Raw genomic sequence first — 24,705 nt, forward strand, 5'->3', positions numbered from 1 at the left:
ATGCAGCAGCCTACCTTGAGCCGCCCCATGCGGGTCGGTGCACGCTTCATGTTGGTCTGGATGTCGGTCGTGTGGCCGATCCAGTGGCACCAGGCGTATGCCCAAGGCCTCCCTGAGTCGACCGAGGCGCAACTCGTCAATCAGCGCGCCAAAAAGCTCAGTAATGACTGGAATCAAGGGCAGGGGACCGTACGTCTGCCCAACTTGATGGACGACAACACGCCGGTCAGGACGCCCAATCTCGATCCAGGGCCCGCCGACGCCGATCTGGCCGGACGCGCCGCCGACAAATACCAGCCGTTGCAGGTGGGGGATATCGTCCAGGGCGCGCAACGCGGAAGCGACTTTGCCCAGAGTCTCTACTCAACATCAGATGTCAGCAACTACAGCCTGGACCAGACGCGCGTGGAGCCGGGGGTCAACCAGACCTCATCCTCAACCGTCAATTTCTCCGAGATCATGCCGGTCTACAGCGAGACGGATCTGAATCTGATCAATCAGACCGGAGCGACCATCTACAGCGATCCGGCCCAGGCCAAAGTGCTCTCCGAGCAGGATCGCAAGAATCTCAGCCGGCTCGGATGCCGAAATACCCAGTTCCTGTTGCTCGATCGACAAGACATCTATCAGGCCAAGACTTCCCCGGAACATCGCATCCTCAAGGTCGAGTTCTTCGACGTGCATCAGGAGCCAATTCCAAACACGAATCCGGTCGAGTATCGTGAAGTTACGACCCCTTCGTTCTATCGCAAGGGACAGGTCCAGCTGCAACGGCCCACGCTCGGCGGTGTGGCGCAGCAGTGGTGGGAGCGCGTCGACAACGATTTTGCAATTCGCTATACCTATACCCCTTACACCAATCCGAAAAACCAAAACTTTTTCACCTATAACCACAAGCTGGCCTACTTCCATCATGGCCCTTATGTCGTCGCTCCGGACAGCTATTTCTCGAGCTATGGCCAGCCGCGCGACGGTTTTACGCCCGTCATCAATTACACCATCCCCTATGGGGTCGGCGAGATTTACATCTCGGCGGATTTATACCGCACTGAAGTGACCTATTCCGATCCGGTTCCGGGGCAGATTTGCCCTCCGGATCCGCCCGCTGTCTGCGAGGTCGATTCGATCGGCGGTGATCGCCTGCGCTGGTGCCCAGGATCGCCGGGGGCCAATGTGCTGCTCATGTATGACGACGGTACAGCCGTATCCGCCCAGCGTCAGGGTAAGCAGTACAGCGATCTCATCATGGCCAATACGGCCTCCAATAATTACATCAATGACAGCGGTGTCTCCAGCGGTGTGATTCGGGGCTTGAATGCCGGTTCGAGTTCTTCCGGCGTCTCGCAGGAATTCGCTGGATTCTGTAGCCGTGAAACCATCAGTGTTATCGAAGAAACGGTCGATAATTCCTACGATAACGAAGATGTGGAAATTTGCTCGGAGACACTGGTCAATCCGTATCCGGATGGTTGTCATACCATCAAGCGTTCGTTTGGCATGTCCTATCTGGGTGAGCAGAATTTCCTCACCGTGCGCGCCTTCAACAAAATTGCCGAACCTATCATCGATCCAACGACGGGCGAGCAGGTCAAGGATGGCGATGGAAAACCGATGTTCACATACCGTAAGGAACCGGCAGCCGTCAATGGACCGATCAACACCAATTTCCCAATCGTTGGCGCCTCACGCTGCAACAATGGCATGGGTACAGGATGCTCAACGGAAATCAAGCCGGACAATCCCGACGGCTCCAGTGCCGGATACTATGTTGAATATGATCACGTTCCATTGGTTGCCGATCCTTATCTCTACGCGGTCGATGGCGTCTATCTGCAAACGGGCGGCTCATCGTCATTCGGTCATTACGGATTGCCGACGAATAACTGGACACCCACAGGCAGCGCTTCGGGAAATGGGTCTGTCCATGATCTGCGTCTCGTAGCCAAAGTCTATGCCGTGACCATCAACACCTTCGCCGGCTGTGAAAAATATATGCAGTATGCCGCGGATGGTTTTTGTCAGGGGGCACGCCTGAATTGCATTGACAGCGCTCCAACGCGCACGATCGGTGGCGTGACGTTTGGTCCCGGACTCCCGAACGAGGGTATTGTCGAATTACTGAAAAAATGGGGCACCGACTCATCGGCGGATTTTCCGGATTACGATAACGGGGATGGGCGAGAACCTTTGCCAATCGGCCCCGAACTCACGCTATTAGACGACAAGATGTGCTGGGAGGCGACCGGTGAGCCTTTTACGACGTGCTCGACGATGGGGGATTTGACAAATCTGAAACAGTTCACCCGTAACGGCGAAATTTGGGCGACCGATTGCCATATCACGGAAGGACCGGATGGCGCTCCTCTGGATGGAGGATCTTGTCGTCGTGTCAGCGCCTATGATGGGTGCGACAGCCGATTCGTCGGTATTTACTCCGGTGTTTGTTACAACCCAACGGCGGCCTATGACTGTGGCGAGAGACAGGATCGCGATTTCATCGTCACCATTGAGGAAAAGGGGGATTCCTGCTCAGGTGTGATGCGTTGTTTGGGCACCGAATGTCACCGGCCCAATCTGGCCGGCGATAATGCCGAGGATTTCGCTCAAGCCGCCGCCGGCATGGAGGCGCTGAACATGATGAAAATGGACATGGTGTGCGCCGAAACCGGTGAGCAACCCACAAGCACCTCCCAAGCCTGTACGCCCGTCGTCTTCGGCGGTAGTGCGATGTATTGCAAGATCCCTATCGGCAATGAAATCGGATTGACGCCCAACTGCTGCAACGAAGCGGAAAAAGCCGCCACATCCGATGGCCCCAGCTGGTTCGATTATCTCAAGGCCACGTATTTGATCTATAAAATCTCGGAAAACAATATCGTTCAGCAATTTCTGGGGACCAAGGACGTCTACAACTCCACAGCCAAGATGTTTGGCGAAATTGCCAAACCTGTCACCAACGCTTACAAATCCGCCTCCGAATACGTGACGAAGAAATTCGTTGAACCACTGTCCGCCGGGTTTGACAATCTGTTCAGTTCGTTTGGGGCAGGCAGCGGAGGCTCGACGGCAGCTACGGTGGGAGTCGATGCAACAGCCAAGCAGGGTTTGATCAGCGGCACAATCGACTCGCTGCATCAAGCGTTGCTCAAGGGCGCTCAGAAAATTTTGATCGATATTGGGGGAGAGGATTTCGCCAGTCAAATCATTACCGAGCAGGGCGGCAAGTTGATACTGACCCAGACGGCCCAGAGAATCCTCGACACCATCAGTTTGGTCTTCATGGTCTACAGCCTTCTCAAGTTGATCGGGCATATCATCTTTGCCTGCAAGCAGGAGGAATATGAGTGGGCGATGAATATGAAATGGCGGTTATGTACCTATGCGGGCGATTGTTGCAACAAAAAAGTGGTGATACTCGGATGCCTGGAAAAACGCAAACTGTATTGCTGCTATAAATCCATTGCCGCGCGCGTAATCGCCGAGCAGATCATCAAGAAAGGGCTGTTGGCATCGCGCTCAAAGGGTTATCGCTCGGGGCCGGGCGGAACCACGTTGAAAAAGTGCGATATCAACTGCGGTGGATTTACCCCATACGATTTGGCCGAAGTCGACTGGGCTCAAGTCGATCTGTCCGAATGGTTGGATGCGCTGATCGAATCAGGGCTGTTCAATCCGACTACCCCGAGCACGACCTATGCGGTAACGACGGATACGGTTCCTATCACGCAAACGGTTGGGCGCACGAACGATGAGGAGGGGCAGTTCGATCAGCGTGTGGCGGCGACAAAAACGGCCGAGGGCGTCAGGGAAAATACCTCAGATATGCTGCAAAACACCGCGACATTGCGTCAGGCTGATCACTGCTACGCCTATGATGATCGCAAGATGCCGTATACCTATCCGGAGTGCGAGGCGTGCAGCAATGCCATCACCAAGGGCGGTCACAGCGGCGTGGCGAACTGGGTGTTCAACGAGAATCCCGACACCGGTGCCATCGATATCGAGTGGGGGTCGTCTCAGTATGGCAGTCTCAGCGCCGGCGATTATCATTTCAGTGCCGATTTGAACATTGAAGACGTCTCTGAGATCAATCAGTTCATCCTGGAAATGCTGCAATACGACGATTGGTTGCGACTCGAAATCAACGGGCAACAGATACTGAACGGTCCCTATGGCGGCGACATGCTGCAATTATGCGCCGGCAATATGGTTCAGTATCAATCGAGCGGCGGATGCACCGGCAGTCGCGATCTAAACAACGCGCGACGGTATGTCGCCAATATCGACGTCCTGCCGTATCTGCATAGCGGAACCAACACCTTCAGCGGTCATGTGATCGTTGGCGGGGGCGGAGAGTTTTTTGCCCGCTTCCGCACCCTTCAAACATGCAAAGAGTGGAACAAATAGTCAACTACCCCGTCCTGAAGGACGGGGTTTCTCGCGGAGGAACTGATGGATTTAAGTGCCGGCAGTCTCGGTTTTTTGATTGGAGTCGGCGTGACCGTCATGGTCACGCTATCGATCGTGCTCTCGGGGTCGCGACGTGATCAGGCACGCACCCGCCGCGATCATCAAAAAGCCCGCGAGCGCCATCGCGAACAGGTCGCGCTCAATCCACGGCGACGACGCACGCGCCCCGAGGACGAGGACGGGGGCGGCGCCCCCCAGGTGGAATGGGCTCCGGAAAGTCACCTCAAGATCCCACCCGCCGATGTGCAAAAGATCGAGGGCATTCCAGCCCGTAACAACACCCCGCGAGGGCCATTCTGATGCCACGTCATGCCGTCATCGCCTTACTCATGGGGGCGCTTCAGGTCTGGAGCGTGATCGGGGTCGCGTCGGCGCGGGCCGAATCCGCGCCCAGGGGTGATCCGGTCGTCCGCGCCTTGCGCCAAAGCGAGGCGGATAAAGCCCCTTCCGTGCTCAATCAGGCCTGTGATCTGTTGCGCCGAGCCGAAAACAGCCGGGAGGCGTCTGTCGCGGAACGTCAGCGGCTCTTGGCCGAGATCGCCGGCAAACTGCGTGATGAGCAGCCCGCCATGCTCCAAGCACGCGGAGACGCGGCACGCCTGGGGCTCTACGGATTGCCGAAGAACCTCAAACAGGCCGAGCGTTTCTACACGCTGGCGGCTGAGAGACAGTCGGCGGAAAGCGGTTACAACGCGGCCCTGCTGCTGTATCTGAACAGCCGGCAAAAGCCCGATCAGGCCACAGCCAAGCACATCCTAAATCTGCTTCAAAAATCTACAATCACACATTACAATGTAAAAGGGATTGTGGCTGCACAAGCGCATTTTTTGGCCGCGCAGATCCATGCGCAGGGTCTGGCCGGGCGCAAGGATCTGGGCAAGGCGTTCCTGCACTACCGTGTTTCGGCGCGCAACGGTTACGTCCCCGGCATTTATCGCTATCTGCGGATGTTGAGCGGGTCAGTGGCCAAGCTCCCCGAAGACGAGCGCATGCCGCATGTTCAGGAAATGCGCGCGATGGCCTCGCGCTGGAAGTGGGCTTCTCCCGACATCATGCGCCTGATGGGCGATCTACATGCGGCGGGATGGGTGGCGGATAAGGACGGGTTTTATGCGCAGTATCACTGGCGTCTTGCCGCACGCATGGGCGCAACCCCAGGCGCATCGGTCCGGACGCCGGACGCCATTCAGGCGTTGCCCGATCCGGCCCTGGAGCGGCGATTGAACAGTGCCGTTGAAGCGGCCTTGAAGCAGAACAAAGTTCGTCCAAGGACTTACAAGCTGGAGTTCGCGGATGTGTGCTCTTGACTTTTTGGTGATATTTCATGTACGAAGCAGTGCCCGACATCATGGCCGATCGCCACTGTGTTCGTCGTGTCGGTACTTTTGCAGTCGCCGCGCTCCTTGGCCTCCTGCCAAGCCCACCCCTACACGCCGGCGTGGTGGATTCCTTTATCCAGGAAAAAGAGCGTGGCTGGTTCTGGTATGAGATCGAACCTGAACCGCCGCCGGAACCACTCCCGCCGGAGTTCCCCCCGCCCGCCGTCATTGCTCCCGCACCGGCATCAACGCCTGAAACTCCTCCACCGTTGAGTGTGGAGTGGTTCAAAGAGTATTACCCCTCGGTCCTCAACAAGGCCGTCGACAACCCCACGCCCGAGAATGTGGCCGGCTATCGCTACGCCACGCGCGTGATGCTCGACAAGGCGAGCAACTTCGCCCATGAGTTCAAACGCCAGGCGCTGCTCGATCCGTTGCTCGATGAGAGCAACCGCTATCCCTTTTCCTCGGCCGCGCGTGGATCCTTCGCCAATTTCACCAATCAGCAGAAGCGCGAGGCGGTACAGACCATTGCGGCACGGGCCGGACTCTGGGTCTTCGTGGATGAAACCTGCCCCTTTTGCTCCATGCAATACCCCATCATTGCGCGAACAGCCAAGGAGCGCGGTTTCGTCGTGAGCTACATCACCCCAGACGGATCGCGTCCCGAATGGATGGCCGAAGAGGATGAGGTGCTCAAGGACGAAGGCCAGTCGCGCGCTCTCAAAATCCAAGTGCGCCCCGCCACTGTCCTGGTCGTGCCGCCCGAAACCCTGACCGTCATCACCCAGGGGATGCTCTCTCAGGATCTTTTGGAGGAACGACTGCTCGTGGCCGGCGACATGGCCGGACTGCTGAGCGACAAGGATCGCCTGAACGCTTTCCCCATGGAGCGCGGACTGCTGACCACCCAAGACATCCGGGAGGCGGGACAGGCGATGGAACAAGACCCGAAAGCGCTGACGCCGAAAGTCCAGGAACTCATCGAAAAAAGGTATTGATCATGCGCAGACCCATTTCGCGCGCCCCTCAGCTATTTGTGATGGGGCTTTCCGTCATCCTGGTTCTGCTGTCGTCGCCGACGCAAGCGGGCTTGAAGGAAGCCATGAACGAAATGTTCGTGGGAACGTCCACCAACGCCCAGGCGATTGAAACGCAGCGGCTGCACGGAATCTATGGCGGATCGATGACACTACGCCCCATGGGGCGCGGCATCAATATCGTGCAGTTTGCCGCGCCGCGCATCGATGCCGGCTGCGGCGGTATCGACATCTTCTTCGGCTCTTTCAGCTTCATCAATGGCGAGCAGTTCGAGCAACTGTTGCGCTCGCTGGCCTCAGCCGCTGTCGGCTATGCCATCAAGGCGGCAATCCAGGCCATGTGTGACCCATGTGCCGCCATTCTGAGCGAACTTGAAGCGGCGATTCGCGAACTGAACGCCCTGGCCAAGAACACCTGCGCCATCGCCAACGCCATGTTCAGCGACAACGGTTTTGAGAAGCTCGCCGAGCGCGCGCGCAAGATCGGGACGCATCTGGCCAGCGCCGCCAACAAGACCGCCGACTGGGTCGCCGGTGAGAACAAGTCGCAGAGCAAGACCGTCAGCGAGGACGTCAAGGAAAACGTCGCCGAGGAAAATCCCGCCGTCGGCAATCTGGTCTACCGTGCCGCCAAGGAAACGCTCAACAACGGCGCCAATACCCTGAAAGCCTTCCTGAGCGAACAGGAGGCCATTGAAATGGTCATGGGGCTCTACGGTACGGTGATTGTGCTGCCGGATGCAGACTCCAACGAGGCCGGCACCAATACCTGTCCATCCGGGGTTTCAGCCGAGCGGTGCGACAAACCGGCCGAATACCTGGGTGCCTCGATCCCGACCTGGGATGTCCTTTTTTACCCGCGTCGCCACGTCAAAGACGGTGTGCCGGTCTGGAAGTGTGGCGGTGAGAACTGCACCCGGCCGATCACAGGCAACATCCCCCTGGGCACCTGGGGCGGGGTCGAGGATGCGGTGAATCTGGCCATGTTCGGGGTGGCTGAACCGACCGGGGTGGCTGATTACACCGCCGACTCGATCGTCGGCTCGATTCTCAATGGCGGGGAAGGCGGGCTGTCCACCCGCGCCCGACAACTGCTGGCCGTCATGCCGATGCCGATCTATCGCCAGCTGCTGGAAATCCAAAAATCGCCCGGTGCCGTGGCCATGATCGGCGAACAGGTTGCCAAGTTCCTGCCGGATTTTTTTGCCTACCAAATGGGCGTCGAGTTCGTCAACATCGGCAAAAATGTCTTTACGAAGCAAACCAAGGCGACGCCCCCCCCTGCTTTTGAGGCTGAACTTAAAGAAAAGTCTGCGGCCCTCATCGCCATTCGTCCGAATTGGGAAAAGATGATGGACTCCTTTAACCACACAACGCAGGCGGTCATCAACGTGCAGCGATTGACTGTTTCGCCATTCTCGACCGGATCGAATTAAAAAGGCCGACCCTATGTCCTATACGATCTATACCATATCGGACCCGCAAACCCTGGGCGCGGCCATGAACGGTATGGCGCTGTTCTTCGGCCAGGAATCCTGGATCGCGAGCGCTTTGCAGACAGGATTGGTCTTGTCTTTGATTTTTATATTGGCTCAAGGGGTATTACAGAAAGGATTGCGGCTTGATGTGATGTTGCTGCAACTGATTGTGGTCTGGGGCGCCTTCTTGCCCAAGACCACCGTGGTTATCGAGCAATTCAATCACGAAGCCGCACCTATCGTGGTTGACAATGTGCCCTATGCCATCGCCATCCCCGGCGCCGTGGCTGGTGCCTTTGCGCTGTATATGACCGAGAAGATCGAAACAGCGGTATCCGGCGTTGACGGATATCCGATTTCGGTTACAGGAGCCGAGCATCCCTTTACGCCGGCTAAAATCTTGCTGGGGTTTGCCTCGTGCCCTAGTGATCCATTGAAGTGCCTGGATCGTAATCTGGCCGAAACCATGCGCAATGGTATTCGGTATTGTGGTGGAAGCGATCTCTCCAACATCCGGTTTCACAAAGTCAGCAACGTCCTTGAGGAATTTGCCAACACGATGACCCGCTCGGGTTCGACGGTCATCTATACCAAAGACAAACCCTATCAAGATGGCGGTGGCGGCGGCGAAGCGACCAGCTGCTCAGGGGCGCGGTCCCATCTTTTAGGCATCGCTTCAGCGATCGATTCGGGCGAATTTGGTGCGTTTACGTCTGCGGCTCAAGGGATCGTGAATCAATCCACCAGTCGTCGCTATCATGGAAATACCAGCGATATTTCACTGGATGATGCCCTGACGCTGGTGGCTAATGTCACCGATGATATTGGTCGGATCGACGCTTTGGCGTTGACCAATGTGATGACCTACTCGATTGCCGCGCAAATGGCCTTAAACGCTTCAAGCCCCATCGATCAGATGAATGTCATCAGGGCGGACAACGGGCTTTTCAGGTGGGCTGAGGAGTCCAGCTATACGGCCTTTATGACGTCAACGACGGCTCCAAAAATGATGGACATCCTGTTCTTCATTTTTATCGCGGCAACCCCCCTGATCATGTTTGTTGTCGTGGCCAATCCACAGAGCGGTTTGAAAACCGCCGGTTCTTACGTCATGTTTGGCATCTGGACCCAAAGCTGGACACCGGTCATGGCGATCGTCATGGCTTGGTATCAGGTGGAAATTGAAAACTACTCGCAACCTGGAACAGCCGGCGTTACGGTTGAATATGTATCCGGCCTCATGCGGCATGTGATGGTCTCGACCATTACGGCCGGCAAGATGATTGAAAATGCGCCATTCATGACGTTTGCAATTTTGACCGGCAGCATGTTCGCGCTCTCGCAAATGGTGAGTCGCCTCACCAGTTCCGAGATGCCTCGCTACAATCCGGATGTCGGTGGAGAAATGAAAGGCGCCGGCGGAAGCGGTGGAGCCGGCGCCTCCGCACATCGCGATATGGCCCTCGGCAAATTGGCCAACTTGTATGGCGCTCAAACGGCGTTGGCGGGCGGCTTGGGCTCGGCCCCTGTTAGCGGTGACGCCAATGCCGTCTTCGGTTCCGGCGGCCTGTCGACGATCTCCGTGGACAGTGGACTGAGCGACGGGATTGGTTACAGCAGCCAGCAAACGCTCGCGGCCAAATCCGGCGTCAATGAGAGCGTTGGAAAGCTCTTGAATGTGGCGGAAAGTCTCAAAGAATCCGCCACGCAGACGCAAACGGCCGGCACAGGCGGGTCGTCTCAAACAGAGTTCACATCCGGTACGGCACGGGAAGCCGGAGTGACACGCGCGGATGGATCGCAAACGCAGAGCGGCACAACAACACGGGCCGGTTCCAACAACAGCTTCGCGTTTTCCGAAGGACTCACCGTTTCAAAAAATCTGCTGGGTGGCATCAGTCAGACCGCGGGCGAGGAGAGTCGCGATACCAGTTTGCCGATGGATCGGCGCACGTCGGCGGCGGGCGTCGAACAGGCCGCCCGCGCCGCCCAGCAGGCGATCCAGGAGGCGGCAGCCGCTGGAGGCAGCAATGCGGCCCTGAACCAAGCGGCGCAACAAGCCGCCGACGCGGCACAGCAAGCGGCCACCAATCACGACCAACGATTTGCTGGAGGACATGGCGGGAAGACCGGCGGCATTCTCAAGCGTGCGCTGGCCATGTTGCCGGATGTGCGTATTCAAGGTGGAGCAAACGCCCAACAGGGGACAACCCAAGCCGTCGAAGGTTTCTTTGGTAAAGGGAATACAACCGCAACGACAGGGAGCAATTCAACCAAATTCTCCTCTACGTCGGGCGAAAAAGCGGGAACGGGATCTGATTACAAAAATACCGACCAAACCTCGCAGAGTAGCGAACGGATGCGCCAGGCGATCGACAATGCACAACAGGCTGTCAGCCGTCTGTATGAGGCCGCCGCCACCGAGAGCGCCATGCGCTCAATGCAATCACAGCTGCAATCGAGCGGAACGCAGCAACTGAGCGGTGCCCAAGTCACCAACCAGTATGGCGACATGATGCGTGCCGCAGGACAGGCCTCGGGGACATCCGGGGAGGCACTCAATGCACTAATGGCAAAAATGGCGCCTGTCTTCAGTGGTCAGGGTGAGGCGTTTGCGCAATTCCAGCGCGAGGCACAGAACAATCTCCCGCAAATGGAGATGCACGGGCGTGGTTCCATGCTCAATAACGACCAAAAGGCCGCCGCCGCCGCCTGGCAAGCCCTGTCCAGAATGGCCAACAGTGGCGATCTGTCGCATCGGATACTGGGACAGGCCGGTGCCTTGCAGATGGCGCAGGCCGCCGGCATACACACCGCCGTCGATCCCATGGCGTTGGCGGCACAAGCCGGCGCACTGGCTGGATTGAGATCCGGTGTGGAGGCGCAGTTTGGCAGTTTTGGGGCGGGCGTCGATTATCAGATGGGATCCGCTGGTGGGTCTGGTCACTATGGCGCCCCCCGCGGTGAGCCTATGGGGCGGACAACGGCGGCGCGACGCGAGCAGTTCGGTGCCATGATCGATGCGGCCGCGCAGCGCCATGGACTGGATCCGGCCTTGCTGCATGGGCTGGTTCGCGCCGAATCCAATTACAACCCCAATGCCGTTTCCCCGGCGGGGGCAGTGGGTCTTGGCCAGTTGACGCCTGCCACCGCTGAGCGCTTCGGTGTGCCGGCCGGCCAACTGACCGATCCGCAGCGCAACATTGAGGGCGCGGCGAAGTATTTGAGTTGGCTGATGAATAAATTCGGCGGCAATGAGCAACTGGCCCTGGCCGGTTACAACGCGGGCGAAGGGGCCGTGATGAAGTACGGCAATACGATCCCGCCTTACAAGGAAACTCAAGCTTATGTGCCGAAGGTGCTCGGTTTCGCCGCTCAGGAACGGGAACGGCGCGGTCAGGGCATGGGCGGCTTTGAGCAATCGCGTGGCCGGCTGCAAGCCGAAGGGGCCGGATTCCGCTCGCAAGTCGACGCCGGGCGTCGTGAGACAGCCGATCGAGTGGATGCACGACAAGACGAAATCATCCAGAGAGGCAAGGATTTGGTGGCCGATATGCAGGGACTCATTAAGAACGCCGTTCAACGCGGCGAGATTGGTTCGGATGGTCAGCGTCTGAATGCCTCGGAATTGCAGGCGCTTCAGCGCGGCCTGGCCAACATGGCCATGCTTCCATCGGAAGAAGCGAACAAAATCTTCCTGCAAGGCGGAAACTCCTCGACCTTGGATGCCGTGTTCGCTGGTCTTCGGCAGATGGGTGTGCCGGAAAACGCCCTCAATTACCTGCGCGATCTGCTCGGCAGTACCCCGACACAGGATGGCGTTCCCATCACCAATCAAGCGCCGGGGGCAGCACCGGTCCCTGCACAGACTCCTACACAGGATGGCCCAGCGCCGGGGGCGGCCCCGGCGACGGTTGGCGGACCAACCGCGTCAACGCATATGGACAGTTCGGCAGGCAGCGGAGCACCGCTGTCCAGCACTCAACTCGACCACGCTCGCCTGCAAAACGATCTCGGGGGCGGCGGAAGTCTGCGGCAAACAGCCATGGCCGATGCCGGAGCCTCCCCAGGTTCGATGTCGGATGTCGCCACGCTTCGCCAGTACACCGAGGCAAGCGCGTTGGCGCTCCAGGGCGGACAGGCCAATCCGGACAGTGCGACGACATTTCACCAGGCACCTGCCTACAGTTCCGCCGGCCAGTCTGCTATGGCCGCTGATCAAGGCTCAGGCGCTTCAGGGTTCCAGGGCGGATCCACTGGAGCGTCGACCGGATCGCTTCAATCGAATGAGCAGGGATCGTCGCAAAGCACGTCACCGACCTCGATATTGGGTACTCAAGGCGACTCGCCTGCCTTGAGTCAAGCGCCGAGCACTCAGGGCGGTCCGAGCTCCATGAACGCGACGAACGACGGTGGCCGGCCGACCGCGCCGACGGGCAGTCACGGTGAGGCGGGCGCAAGCCTGGGGGCCGTGGCCGGCGCCATGACCGCTTCTATCGCTGTCGGGGGGGGGGGTTATGACGGTCTCGATTGACGAGGCGCGTTTGCAGCAAGACCTCGGAAGCGGAGGCGTGCTGCGGCTGACAGCCACAGCGGACGCTACCAGCGGCGGTGCAATGAGCGACGTTCAGACGCTTATGCAGCGCTCGGACGCCAGTGCGTTGGCGCTCCAGAGCGGACAGACGTCCGCCCTGGGGGAGGCACAATCGGCACAGGGTCAGACGCCGAATCCGTCGCCGGCAACGTCAAACGCAGCATCGGTCGAGTCGGCATCGCCACCGTCCCAAGGGCTGTCACCCATGGCTTCCAATCAGCCGGTGACGCCACAGGAACCTCAACAGTCGCAGGGGCAGGCCATGCCGACGACGCAGCCGGTGACGCCACAGGAACCTCAACAGTCGCAGGGGCAGGCCATGCCGACGACGCAGCCGGTGACGCCACAGGAACCTCAACAGTCGCAGGGGCAGGCCATGCCGACGACGCAGCCGGTGACGCCACAGGAACCTCAACAGTCGCAGGGGCAGGCCATGCCGACGACGCAGCCGGTGACGCCACAGGAACCTCAACAGTCGCAGGGGCAGGCCATGCCGACGACGCAGCCGGTGACGCCACAGGAACCTCAACAGTCGCAGGGGCAGGCCATGCCGACGACGCAGCCGGTGACGCCACAGGAACCTCAACAGTCGCAGGGGCAGGCCATGCCGACGACGCAGCCGGTGACGCCCCAGGAAACTCAACAGTCGCAGGGGCAGGCCATGCCGACGACGCAGCCGGTGACGCCCCAGGAACCTCAGCCGTCGCAGGGGCAGGCCATGCCGACGACGCAGCCGGTGACGCCACAGGAACCTCAACAGTCGCAGGGGCAGGCCATGCCGACGACGCAGCCGGTGACGCCCACTGAACAGGTGCAGACAGGCCAAGGTCAACAGGCAACTGGTCCAACGAACGTTCAAAACGAGCCGGCAGCACAGCCAAACCAGGGAGCAAACCATAGTCATACGACGGCGGCACAAATGGAATCGACGCATCCGACCTCGGCGCCGCCCCCCAATCCAAGCAGCCATTCCGAGCCTGGCACTCAAACGCAAAGCCAAGCCATGAGCGTGGGGGGCGTTCCGGTCGAGTCCGGGACAACGAGCACAACAAGCGCGTCGACAGCCGCGCACGCAGAAACGGCGTCCCAAGGATCGCCCGCACCGGTACAGCCCAACGAGCCGACAAGTGGATTTATGGGAAGCGGTCCGGCACAGACAGAGAACAGTGCTGCCTTAAATGGCAGCGGTTCAACCGTGGAAACCCGAACCGTGGAGACCCAGAGCCATACCAATACGGTTGAGACGCACAGTCAGGTTGTCGAAACGGGAGGAGGCTCCTCGTCCGGCAGTGGTCTTCCAGAGATCGGGGTCATGAGCGGTGCATCGAGCGAGCCGACCATGATTGTGTATGCACCGTCTGCGTCGACCGACGCGGGGTTCAGCGGTAAGCCGAACCAGAAGGGGTCGGCTGTTGTCGATTCACCGACCGGGGGCGGGGCGAACAAGGGCAAGCCGCCGATACCTGGGCGGGATTGATCAAGACGCGCGGCAAACCCCGTCCTTCAGGGCGGGGAGGATGTCAGCTCGCATAAACGAGGTTCCCGTCCCTAAAGACGGGATTTCTCGCGGAGGAACTGATGAGCACACCCAATTCGATTTTTTTCACACCGGCCATGGTCTTCGCGTACCGGGGAGACGTCTCGGCGCTCAAGGCGATCATCCAGCGTAGCGTCTTGGTTCAGCCGCGCCCTCCCGAAGGACCAGCGCAGAAACGGACGCAGCGCTCTCCCGTTTGGGAAAAGGATTGCGGATACAAATTTGGAGCCTTGAATCCGGCCGATGAAGGGCGTGGATTGGCCGCCAGTCTCTTCTCCGCGGTGCCGGACGAAGAAGATCGCCTGTTTTTGTCCGGAAACCCAGAAACCTGTTCCTAAAAACCTAAACAAAGCTGCTAAAAAAGATACAACAAAAAAACATTGTAACTTCCTTGTAGAATCAACGGCCTGATCGGGCTAAAATCCGGTCAGGCTTTTTTTCTGCGAGAACCTCCATGCGACCACTCCATCTTGCCTTGCCGCTATCGGCCGCCGTCAGCCTGGCGGGGTGTTCGGACTCAGGGCCGCCCCCAGTACCTGTCACGCTCGTACCACCGGTCGGTGTCAGCACACCGGAAACGACCGCTTCCCCCCTTGCCCCTGAAGCCGCACCGGTTGCGCGTACCACCCCAAAACCCACGCCGCCAACCGAGCGCGATCTTTATGACCGCATGGCGGCGCGCGCCCAGCAGGGCGACGTCGAGGCGCGCTTCGAGGTGGCCATGATGCATCTACTGGGGAAGGGCGGAGCGGAGAAAGACCGCGGACTGGCCCTCGAAATGCTCAAGCGCGCCGCCGACGACGGCTCACAGCGGGCGGCCATCAATCTGGCCAACCTCCTGATCGAGAGTGATCGTGAGCAAGCGCTGAGGCTGTATGAAAAAGCCGGAGAAGCCGGGGATATCGACGCGCTCCGGCACGCCGCATTCCTCCTGGCCTACGAAACCGATGGTTCCACGCCGACACAGGACACGGCGCGACTGGAAAAAGCCCAGAACTATCTCAAGGACGCAGCGGCCAAGGGCGACCTGTTTGCCGAGGCACTCCTGGGCAAACTGCTGCTGGATCTCGGGCAAACGCAAGAGGCCGTGCGCCGGCTCAAGAAACCGGCGCTCGCGGGCGTGTCCGGCGCCATGGAGTCCGTGCTGATACTGGCCACTACAGCGCCTGACGCCGTCGACAAGGCACTGCTGGCCAAGCTCAAGACCATACGCTGAACCTCGAGGAGAAGCCGAGTTGAAATCCTCTTTCTATCGTGCTCTGACCGCCGCTTCCGTCGCTGTGCTTGTCAGCGCATCGGTCTGCGCTGAAACCCCGCCGTTCGGCACCCGACAACCCCAGGATACGGAAGCCATGGTACACGAGGCCCGCGAACTGTTGGCGCAACAGCGCACGCGCGAGGCCTATCTGCTCCTCGAACAGGCCAAGGCACGAGGTAACGCCGAAGCCTATCGGCTGTTGGCCAGCCTTTACGAAGGTGGTGAAGGCGGCGGCGTGGCACCGGTGCCCTTTATCGCCCGCGACTTCTATTGGATGGGCGCGCTCAGTGGCGACCCCGAATCGATGTATCGCGTGGCTCAGCGCTACTTCGATAGGGGCAACGAGGAAGACGGGATGAAGTGGCTCGTGCGCGCCGCCGAGCGCGGGCATCCGGGCGCCAACCTCATGCTCGCTCAACGGGAGTTTCAGCACAACGATCTCGCCAATGCCCAGCGGCATCTGAAAGCGGCTCTGGAGGCCGGATACCCGGAGGCCAAGCATTTCCTGGTCTCTCTCTATGAGACCGGAAGCGGGGGCTTTCCCCAGGATTTCAAACAGGCGTTCGCGGTGCTCGATGAGCTCGCGAAGTCCGGCGATGCGAAAGCCATGCATTCGATGGGCTTCTATTTCGCTCGTGGGTTGCATGGCGTGAAAAACGACGAAGCGGCTGCGCATTGGTATCACGAAGCGGCCAAAACGGGCTACCGGGATTCCATGGAGGCCTATTCCTGGATGACCAGAAACGGTATTGGCACAGAGCGTAATGTAGCTGAGGCAGATTGGTATTACCGGCAAACGCGCCGGGGGGGTGGGTGATGCGCGCAAGATTTTATACTATCGTCGTTATTTTTCTAGCACTTTCATTTTCAGGGATGCCCGCGAATGCATCTGCGCCACCGACTCCTAATATTACTAACTACTACACTCAAAAGTATCCTACCCAGTTTCAAATAATAGTTGATACAGCGCTGCCTGTCGGAACGAGTGTAACGTCTTATGAGAGATCATGGCGCAGACAGGGCACTTCAACGTGGAGTTCATCAAATTACAGCACTGGTGCTGTAATTGTTGCCCACGGAATTGGCACTGGAGATCTTATAGTCGGTGCAACCTACGAGATAAGAATTAGAGCTTGTAATGGGTCCGGATGCTCTGGCTGGTCTAATACGGTTAATGTCGTTGCAGGGTCAATGACCCCTCCAACATGCACAAGCCCTTGGGGAACAACCGTAAATAATGGCAGCAGCATCACAGCCTATCAATCCAGTTCCGTTCCCTTCGGTTCGTCCTGCGTAAGCCAGACACGAACCTGTAGTAACGGGACACTGTCCGGATCTTATACCTATCAGTCCTGTAGTGTGGCATCGCCATCGAATTGTACCGGAACCCCGTGGGGAACCGTTTCACACGGCAGCAGCGTCACGGCGTATCTATCCAGTTCCGTTCCCTTCGGATCATCCTGTACGAGCGAGACACGAACCTGTAGTAACGGGACACTGTCCGGATCTTATACCTATCAGTCCTGTAGTGTGGCATCGCCATCGAATTGTACCGGAACCCCGTGGGGAACCGTTTCACACGGCAGCAGCGTCACGGCGTATCTATCCAGTTCCGTTCCCTTCGGATCATCCTGTACGAGCCAGACACGCACCTGTAACAATGGCTCACTGTCTGGGTCTTATACCAACACATCCTGTAGTGTGGCAGCACCGGCCGACTGTTCGACGGCAACACTGAATTGGGGTACATCGAATTACTGCTCCGGCTCAGCCAGTGGCGGACCACATGGCACCACGCGCTCACTGACCAACAGCACAACGGGCGCCACCGGCTCGGCGAGCGCGACGTGCAATAACGGAACCTGGAGTTTGAGCGGCGCATCCTGTTCGGCCAATCTGGCGGCTCCAAGCTCTCTTTCGGCTACTGACGGCACAGTCTCAAACGGCATCAATATAACCTGGGGCAGCGTCTCGGGCGCTTCCAGCTATCTGCTTCAGTACCGAAAACAAGGGACGTCTACGTGGAGCAATCTTTATTCAGGGGCGTCGACGTCTTATAGCTGGACAGGGCTTTCCGATGAGAGTGTCTATGAGTTTCAAGTCCTGGCATCAAATGTCTTGGGGAGCGGATCATTCTCGGCGATTGACACAGGATTCATTCGCAAACTCATCGATCCGAAGTTTGTTTCTCAGTCCGGCATTCCAGCCAAGATCGGTATCGGGCAGTCTTTTAACTACACCCAAGTGTGGAGAAACGACGGCTCAGAAACCTGGACAACGGGCGGATCTTACGGCACCTCGCCATTTAATCCATCCAACACCAGCGTTTGGAGTCAGGGATTTACCGCTTTTAGCTCGTCGACTTCTACAAATGGTTCGGTGACGACATCGCTAAGCGCAACAGCCCCCTCCACACCAGGCACTTATCCTTTGCAGCGGATTTTCACAAAGGGCGGCGTCGAGTACGGAGCGGCATCGACGTCTGTCTCCATTGTGGTTATGGATACCCCCAAATGTTCAGGGGTTACGGCGAATACGACCACGTTTTACAACAAGGATAATACGGTGACTGTAACCATTAGCGGAGCCTTAGCCAATTCGGTCGAATCGGCGTTCGTTCGCGTATGGAGCGACGCTAATGGCACGGATGATGTGCGCGATTACACGGCCACCTCGCAGGGGTCAGGAAATTGGCGCGCCACGGTCCCTCTCAACAATCACGCCGACTTTGGTTCCATCCAGATCCAAGCTTGGGTCGGAAGTACGGTGTTCCCGGAAGTCATTTGTGCCTCCACCAGCGTCAACTATGTTGAACTTCCGATTCCACAGTTAACCCTCACCCCTACGCTGGGCAGCTTTACCGAAGAGTCCATTCAAGGGTTTGTCGTGGACCGGGCCAATGGGCTCTTTGCCAAGGGTGTCGTGAACCTGGGTGATGCCTTCAATACCCTCAAGACCAAAATCGAGATTCGCAATGTAGGGGATGTTGTGGTTGCAACCGTGGGGAATGTGACAGCCGGGGCTGAATCCAATCTCACGACCAACCATACCTCCGGGGATGCCTGGACCATGGCGTCCGGGTCCATTCGCGTGACCTACGCTGATACGGATACCGCCTCCCAAGGCAAGGAACTCATCGTTCCTGTCCGCTGGCGGGTCGCGCCTATGGTTATGGACGTGGGCCTGACCTATGGTGAGCGACTGCCGCTCGTGGCCACGGCCAGCGTCAGTCGGGGCGGGAGCTACAGCCAGGAGTCCCATGGCACGTTTGCCGCTCGACTGGAGCGTCATCCCAGCGGTGCGGCGGTCGCTCCTGAACAGACCGTCAACGAGGGGCTCTCCCTGTTCGATAGCGGCCTGGATTACGCCACGCTCTACAACGCTTCCCTGGTCGCCGTGATGCGCGCGCTGCCCCCGGATGGCGTGACCTTGCTTAGTGCCATCGAGTTTCGCAGCACCGCCGTCAGTCCGCCCGCCTTGCCGCCCGCCACCGTCAATGCGACCGATGGAACACGCGAGGATGATGTGCGAATCACATGGCCGGCTCTCGCCCCCGGCAACGCCTTCAAGTACCGCGTTTATCGGGATGGCACTGAAATCTCCGATAGCTCATTGGGCGTCTCCGGCACCTCTTTGATCGATGAGCCGCCGGAACGGGGCAAAAACTATACGTATGCGGTGCGTTCGATCCTGGGAAGCAACACCAGCGCACAGGCGACCGAAGACACCGGATTCGTACCGCTGTGTCGCGCCGCGCGGCTGATTGGTGCCTCGCTCAACGCCGACATGAGCGCGATCAACGGCCTCATCGAGCGTTGGGACTGCTTGGAGGGACTGGAGGCTATGCAGGCGATCAATGCCGGCTCGGCTCAACCTTTGCCGCTGCCCGGCCCCGGTGTGTATCGGGGGTTCAGCATCCCGCTCTCCCTGAGCCTTCCAGATGGCTCGCATGTGCTCAAGCTCAGCCTGGAGTCGTCCGGTGTGTCCATCAATGCGTCGCGCACCTATGACGTCCCTTTCACCCTGGATCGTGCTTCGATCACATTCAACAACCTTTCGATCCTCTACAACGGAGCTGCCGCCGCCGATGGCCTGACGGCCGCGTCCATCGGACTCTTTGGCATCCGGATGACCGGTGGATCGGGAATCGGTTTTGCCGAGCATGTGGGCGATGGTTCCGGAAGTGATTCCGAAATCGGTCCTGGCGAGGAGTCAAGCGAAGGCGAACTGCCGGAGTGATCGCCGACCGCCTGTCCCGCTCTTCGGGCGGGACAGGTGCAATAGAGAGGTTAAAAACATGTATCAAAGACGCCGATATCCTTGGATATTTTTTCCCATCTTCATGCTGATGCTTGGAAGCGTGTCATCAGCGTGGACGCAGTCCGGCGGGTCGCCGCAGGTCGCGCAGGAGCTTTACAAGCATGCCCTGACATCATTGCCGGTGTTGCCGTCCGGGGTCTCTCTCGGCACGAGCACGCCGCGTTCCGTTCGTCCCGATCTGCAACGATTGATCGATGGAGGCGCGATCCTCAGTGAGGGCGTGTCGGCCTATACCTCCGGCGCATTGATGAATGTGGCCCAAACCTATGGCGATGGACTTGCGGGCGAGCTCGGGTTGCGCCTGATGAGCCTCAACTTCGGGCGCGATCAGACGCTGGCCTTGGTCTTTTTCATGGTGCAGCGTGGTTGGCAAGATCAAAATGTCGAGCCTTTGATCGACCGGTTGGTCGAGCGCTATGGTCCCTATACCTCACCGATCTTTGTTCAGGACGGACGAGGTGAAAATTCGGATCGTTACGTTCTTTTCAACCTGGAGCGGTTCATTGTGGAGATCGCCATACCCGAGAATGGCTCGTTTTCTCAAGTGACACTGGCCACACGAGAAGTCTATGAAATGATCAAAAAACAAGAGGGAACGGCTGATTTGCTGTTTCCTTGGCTGGGAATCGAGCGGAATTGAAAAGATCAAAAATGCCTTTCGTCATGGGCCTTACAGTTAAAGCTAGGTTTTTTTGCGCCTACTTGGCGGCAACAATCTTTTTGATTGTCGTCGCGGTTTTATCCGAACCCGAAAGGAAGGAATCATGCGAATCGGTTAAGCGTTTAACTCTGACCAAAATTAACTTTAATACTACTTTGTCAGACTTGATTAAGCTATTGATTTTGCTATATTTTGCTGCACGTTCATTTTAACACGCCATGTACTCGATATGCTTGTCAAGCCCGCTGTTCCCCAAAAAGATCATGTGCTCAAACAATTGCCCAGTAAACTGGCATTTCACATCGAAGAATATTACGATTGTTTTCAAACTGAAACATCAAATTGCCTTAATTTAGGCCAGAATTATATTCAGGGTCTTTTCAAGACAGAAGCGGGCAAACGCAACATGGAACGCCTGAACGAAGAACTAAATCTCTCTGGAAACGGCTATCAGCGTATTCAGCATTTTATTACCAATTCAACATGGTCTGCTCAAGGACTTATTGATGCCATTGCCCGTAAAACATCTGACCTATATGCCAGTCAAGACACATACAGACTCTGTGATGTTGGCTATATTATTGATGAATCAGCGCATCTCAAGAAAGGAAAACATTCAGTCGGTGTGGCGCGTCAGTATGCCGGATTGATCGGTAAGGTTGAAAACTGCCAAGTTGGCGTGTATGCCAGTTTGGTCTGGAACTCTCATAGTACTTTGATCAATGAGCGGCTCTTTCTTCCAAAAGAGTGGACGACAAATCCAACACGCTGCAAAGAGGCCGGTATTCCAGAAGATCAGCGCCTGTTCAAAACGAAGCCGCAATTGGCGATCGAGATGATCAAAGCCGATCTCGAAGCCGGTGTGCAATTTAGTTGGGTCGGCGGTGATGGCTTGTACGGTCATGGGTTTGAGCTGGGCAACGCCTTAGATAACATGGGGTTAACGTTCTTACTGGACATTCACAGCAATCAAAACATTTATCTCAGTGAGCCGGTTTTGAGCGTTCCGGAACCCACGTCCAAACGTGGAGCTAAACCCACACAGCGGCGCGCAGATACTGAACCGATGCGGGTGGATGTCTATGCCAAGGAGTTGGCCTCCTATACCTGGCCAACCGTCACGATTCGCGATGGAACGAAAGGACCACTCACCCTTTCGATTCATACCAGACGTGTTTGGATCTGGGATGGTGAATCGGAGCGCGCGACCGAACGAGTTTTGGTCATTACTCAGCGTCCCAACAGTTCAAAGCTTAAATATTCATTGAGCAATGTCGATTATACCAAAACACCTTTAGAACGATTAGCTTACATGCAGGCTCAGCGGTATTGGGTCGAGCGTGCGTTTCAGGAAGCCAAAAGTGAACTGGGCATGTCGGATTATCAAGTTAGAAAATGGGATGCGTGGCATCGTCACATGGCGCTTGTGATGCTGGCACTCGCGTTTCTTGTTAAAGAGCGTATTCTGTACAAGCAAGATTATCCATTACTAAGCTCCCGCGACATTCGGCTCATGATTATTGCCATGCTGCTCAATGAGCCCGCCGCTGTCGATCAGTGTATTCAACAGCTAGAGGCTCGACATAAACAGCGACGCCGTGACATTGAGCGATATGATAAAACCGAAGCTACCAAATGATTTTGGAGCCAGAAATTAAAGTGACAAAGTAGTATTAATTGCGAATTGCATTTTTGATCCCCGCATCGAAGCGGGGATCGACGTTTAATTCGGCGCAGTTGCGCGTGCTGCCGACATCAGATCCTGAATTTTATCACGCAGATTTTTCGGGTCATCGACGCCCTTAAAAACAATGTCAGCGTCCGACTGAGCCGCCGATGAAAATGAAACGTCCCCCGTATTCATCAGTCGATCGATAATGCCTTGTTTTAGATGTACGGCACGCACATCCGCTAATCGGATGCTGATTTCGTTGCGAGAGATCAGCCCTTTTTTGCAGATCAACCGCCCATCGAGCAGTCGGTAAATTATCGAATAACGTTGAATAACGACAACCGTCAAAAAAAGCGTACCTATCACGACGAACAGGGGCGCAACAAAATCCGGGACGATCCCAGGGGGCATCACATATTCGATGTATCCGGCACAGTAAAAAGCAGCGGCAATGATCGACAAGATGTCGAGGTAGTTGTTCCAGGACGGGCGAATCACAAAGGTTGACTCGAGATTTTTGTTCATCTTTTTTTCCACTTGACATCCTCCCCGCCCTAAAGGACGGGGTTTTACGGCGCACTGGATCAAGGCAGCAGTAGAAGCTTTTTCCATTCGTCACCGTCCGTTGGAACGGGCAACGAGTCGGCGCGATTACCCCGCACTTCGTAGACCAGCGGCAGCGTGTTCAGTCGAGCCAACAAGGCCTGGGTCGAGTTGTCGTCGAGGCGAAAGATCCCGAGGCCCATGGCCTGCTTGAGGAGCGGATCGTCGCGCAAGCGGTCTTTGTCGAGCCAAGGTGCGGCATGACTTTTTTCGGCATATTCGAGCAGCTTCTGATAGCCGTCTCCAGGGTTCAGGGTGTCATACCCCAGAGCCATGGCCATCGCCCCCGTACTCAACTCATCGTGCGCCGCTGAAACAGGGATGACACGCAACGCGCGAACCGCACGGCCTTCTTCGCGCAAGCTTTGGCGCAAGGCCGCGATGCGCAGAAAATTCCGGCGCCCGATTTCCGGCCCCAGGTCCACCACCACGATCAGCGAACCGTCCGGATCCTCGATCGGTTCGGCGTCCAGCCCGTGCATCTCCAGCGGACGGAGTGCCTGGGCCGGACTGTCGGCACGCTCACCGCGTACCTGCCGCTCAATGACCTGACCCAGGTTGCGATTTTGCTCCATGTCGATGAACAGTCCGGCCATGAGATAGCGGCCTGTTGTGTCTACATAGAGCACGAACGTCTCCCGCTGAGATTCCTGGTCTTTTTTGGAGATCGTGGCCTCGATCACGAGGGCATCCAGACCTTCGATTGGGGTCGACAGCCGTTGAATCACCTGGGCGTCACTGACATCTCCCACGGATTGTCCGCCGAGCATCTGTGAGAGTCGCCGGCTGTCTCTGACCCACTCGGGAAGAGTCTCAGGGGCAACAGAGACCTCCGGAAACTCCGAAGACCAGATCGGCGATGACCATCCAAACCCCATCACCGGAGCCATCAGCAGACTCAACAGTCCGGCATATCGATTAAGCCGCCCCATGGCGCCCTCCCGCTTCGATCGCGCGACTAACGATCCCGTTGAGCAATGTCAGAAATTGCGACGTATTGCCATTGGTGTGATCCGGATTGACGGCAAACCGGCCCGAGACGACGACCGTTGGTGTGGCCTTGATCTGGTAGATGCTGATGACTTTGGCGTGATTGGAAATCCGCGACTCCAAAGCGTCCATCTCCTCACTCTCCAGGAACCCCGAGATGCGATCGGCGGCGAGGCCGGACTCGACCAAGGCGCTCAGAACATGGGAGGTGGTCAGTTCACCCACACCGGCGGTCTGCCCCAGAGTGTCGCCCTGAAGGAGGTTGAAGATTGCCAGGTCGTAGCGCGGCAGCACCTTTGGATCAAGGGTTTGGGCAATCAATCGACCATAAACGGCCAGCGTCTGGTTGTCGTTTTCCGGGGACGTGATGATGGGGACCACGGTGAATTGAAGCGGCTTCGGAAGAGACTGACCCCATTGGACGAGGCCATTGTGATATTGACGGCAATAGGGGCAGTCGTACGTAAAAAACAGCCGCACATGACGGGCATCGCCCGCCACAGGCGGATCGATCACGTCGTAGGGTTTGAGTTCGAAGGTAGCGGAAGGGGAGGGGAGGTCGCGAGGCAGAGGCTGGATGGCGCTAACCGGTTTGGCCAGCGCGAGACCTGTCAGGAACAGCAACGCTCGCCGCCGGGACGGATCGAGCCGCGTCGGCATGTCTGTGTATCGGGACATTAGGATTTTACTCTTAGACTTGATTACATTGTAGTTCAATAGTATCTTTAATACGACTTTTGTCAACGCGCATCGGCCACCGATG

Annotated in this window: 16 protein-coding genes; 12 read left to right on the forward strand and 4 right to left on the reverse strand. The window is 57.5% G+C overall.

The window, feature by feature from the left end; genetic code table 11:
- The 6 genes from traN (at position 1) to Atep_RS16070 (ending at position 12,841) form a co-directional block, all read left to right on the forward strand.
- Positions 1-4,407, forward strand: coding sequence for a conjugal transfer protein TraN (gene traN / locus Atep_RS16045; RefSeq protein ID WP_213381934.1), 4,407 nt, complete (start codon positions 1-3; stop codon positions 4,405-4,407).
- 45 nt (positions 4,408-4,452) lie between these two features.
- A complete protein-coding gene (locus Atep_RS16050) occupies positions 4,453-4,770 on the forward strand; it encodes a hypothetical protein (RefSeq protein ID WP_213381937.1) in 318 nt (105 codons plus the stop codon).
- Complete coding sequence (locus Atep_RS16055; protein WP_213381940.1) at positions 4,770-5,777, forward strand: SEL1-like repeat protein; 1,008 nt, start codon at positions 4,770-4,772, stop codon at positions 5,775-5,777. The genes Atep_RS16050 and Atep_RS16055 overlap by 1 nt, the downstream gene beginning before the upstream one ends.
- Positions 5,778-5,911: 134 nt before the next feature.
- Complete coding sequence (gene traF, locus Atep_RS16060; protein WP_236786893.1) at positions 5,912-6,790, forward strand: conjugal transfer protein TraF; 879 nt, start codon at positions 5,912-5,914, stop codon at positions 6,788-6,790.
- Positions 6,791-6,792: 2 nt separating this feature from the next.
- Positions 6,793-8,265, forward strand: coding sequence for a conjugal transfer protein TraH (locus tag Atep_RS16065; protein WP_213381949.1), 1,473 nt, complete (start codon positions 6,793-6,795; stop codon positions 8,263-8,265).
- Positions 8,266-8,278: 13 nt separating this feature from the next.
- On the forward strand, positions 8,279-12,841 hold the full coding sequence (locus tag Atep_RS16070; RefSeq protein WP_213381952.1) for a conjugal transfer protein TraG N-terminal domain-containing protein: 4,563 nt from the start codon (positions 8,279-8,281) through the stop codon (positions 12,839-12,841).
- Between the two features lie 259 nt (positions 12,842-13,100).
- On the opposite strand, the gene Atep_RS16075 is transcribed toward Atep_RS16070, so the two are convergent.
- On the reverse strand, positions 13,101-13,733 hold the full coding sequence (locus Atep_RS16075; protein ID WP_213381955.1) for a hypothetical protein: 633 nt from the start codon (positions 13,731-13,733) through the stop codon (positions 13,101-13,103).
- Positions 13,734-14,479: 746 nt separating this feature from the next.
- Here Atep_RS16075 and Atep_RS16080 point away from each other — a divergent pair.
- From Atep_RS16080 to Atep_RS16105, 6 genes are all read left to right on the forward strand, one after another.
- Positions 14,480-14,776 (forward strand): hypothetical protein, encoded by a 297-nt coding sequence (locus Atep_RS16080; RefSeq protein WP_213381957.1) that lies wholly within the window; start codon positions 14,480-14,482, stop codon positions 14,774-14,776.
- A gap of 332 nt (positions 14,777-15,108) precedes the next feature.
- Positions 15,109-15,654, forward strand: a complete 546-nt coding sequence (locus Atep_RS16085) for a tetratricopeptide repeat protein (protein ID WP_213381960.1) — start codon at positions 15,109-15,111, stop codon at positions 15,652-15,654.
- Between the two features lie 19 nt (positions 15,655-15,673).
- On the forward strand, positions 15,674-16,513 hold the full coding sequence (locus tag Atep_RS16090; protein WP_213381963.1) for a tetratricopeptide repeat protein: 840 nt from the start codon (positions 15,674-15,676) through the stop codon (positions 16,511-16,513).
- A 1,052-nt stretch (positions 16,514-17,565) separates the two neighbouring features.
- On the forward strand, positions 17,566-19,935 hold the full coding sequence (locus tag Atep_RS16095; protein WP_213381971.1) for a GBS Bsp-like repeat-containing protein: 2,370 nt from the start codon (positions 17,566-17,568) through the stop codon (positions 19,933-19,935).
- 58 nt (positions 19,936-19,993) lie between these two features.
- Entirely contained in the window at positions 19,994-20,656 is a 663-nt protein-coding gene (locus tag Atep_RS16100; protein ID WP_213381975.1) for a hypothetical protein, read from the forward strand.
- A gap of 250 nt (positions 20,657-20,906) precedes the next feature.
- Positions 20,907-22,316 (forward strand): IS701 family transposase, encoded by a 1,410-nt coding sequence (locus Atep_RS16105; protein ID WP_236786612.1) that lies wholly within the window; start codon positions 20,907-20,909, stop codon positions 22,314-22,316.
- 84 nt (positions 22,317-22,400) lie between these two features.
- Here Atep_RS16105 and Atep_RS16110 read toward each other — a convergent pair whose 3' ends face one another.
- From Atep_RS16110 to Atep_RS16120, 3 genes are read right to left on the reverse strand one after another with little or no spacing between them, the layout of a single operon-like run.
- The gene (locus Atep_RS16110) at positions 22,401-22,874 is read right to left on the reverse strand and encodes a PH domain-containing protein (protein WP_213381979.1); all 474 of its coding nucleotides are present in this window, start codon (positions 22,872-22,874) and stop codon (positions 22,401-22,403) included.
- 59 nt (positions 22,875-22,933) lie between these two features.
- A complete protein-coding gene (locus tag Atep_RS16115) occupies positions 22,934-23,854 on the reverse strand; it encodes a hypothetical protein (RefSeq protein ID WP_213381980.1) in 921 nt (306 codons plus the stop codon).
- Positions 23,855-23,870: 16 nt separating this feature from the next.
- Positions 23,871-24,602 (reverse strand): thioredoxin domain-containing protein, encoded by a 732-nt coding sequence (locus Atep_RS16120; protein ID WP_213381982.1) that lies wholly within the window; start codon positions 24,600-24,602, stop codon positions 23,871-23,873.
- Positions 24,603-24,705 lie beyond the last annotated feature (103 nt).

It is taken from the genome of Allochromatium tepidum, from assembly GCF_018409545.1.
Classification (GTDB): domain Bacteria; phylum Pseudomonadota; class Gammaproteobacteria; order Chromatiales; family Chromatiaceae; genus Thermochromatium; species Thermochromatium tepidum_A.

Bases quoted from the DNA above. Each gene is read 5' to 3' on its own strand.
- traN (WP_213381934.1), top strand. From the start codon at position 1: ATGCAGCAGCCTACCTTGAGCCGCCCCATGCGGGTCGGTGCACGCTTC.
- Atep_RS16050 (WP_213381937.1), top strand. From the start codon at position 4,453: ATGGATTTAAGTGCCGGCAGTCTCGGTTTTTTGATTGGAGTCGGCGTG.
- Atep_RS16055 (WP_213381940.1), top strand. From the start codon at position 4,770: ATGCCACGTCATGCCGTCATCGCCTTACTCATGGGGGCGCTTCAGGTC.
- Atep_RS16065 (WP_213381949.1), top strand. From the start codon at position 6,793: ATGCGCAGACCCATTTCGCGCGCCCCTCAGCTATTTGTGATGGGGCTT.
- Atep_RS16070 (WP_213381952.1), top strand. From the start codon at position 8,279: ATGTCCTATACGATCTATACCATATCGGACCCGCAAACCCTGGGCGCG.
- Atep_RS16080 (WP_213381957.1), top strand. From the start codon at position 14,480: ATGAGCACACCCAATTCGATTTTTTTCACACCGGCCATGGTCTTCGCG.
- Atep_RS16085 (WP_213381960.1), top strand. From the start codon at position 15,109: ATGGCGGCGCGCGCCCAGCAGGGCGACGTCGAGGCGCGCTTCGAGGTG.
- Atep_RS16100 (WP_213381975.1), top strand. From the start codon at position 19,994: ATGTATCAAAGACGCCGATATCCTTGGATATTTTTTCCCATCTTCATG.
- Atep_RS16105 (WP_236786612.1), top strand. From the start codon at position 20,907: ATGCTTGTCAAGCCCGCTGTTCCCCAAAAAGATCATGTGCTCAAACAA.
- Atep_RS16110 (WP_213381979.1), bottom strand. From the start codon at position 22,874: ATGAACAAAAATCTCGAGTCAACCTTTGTGATTCGCCCGTCCTGGAAC.
- Atep_RS16120 (WP_213381982.1), bottom strand. From the start codon at position 24,602: ATGCCGACGCGGCTCGATCCGTCCCGGCGGCGAGCGTTGCTGTTCCTG.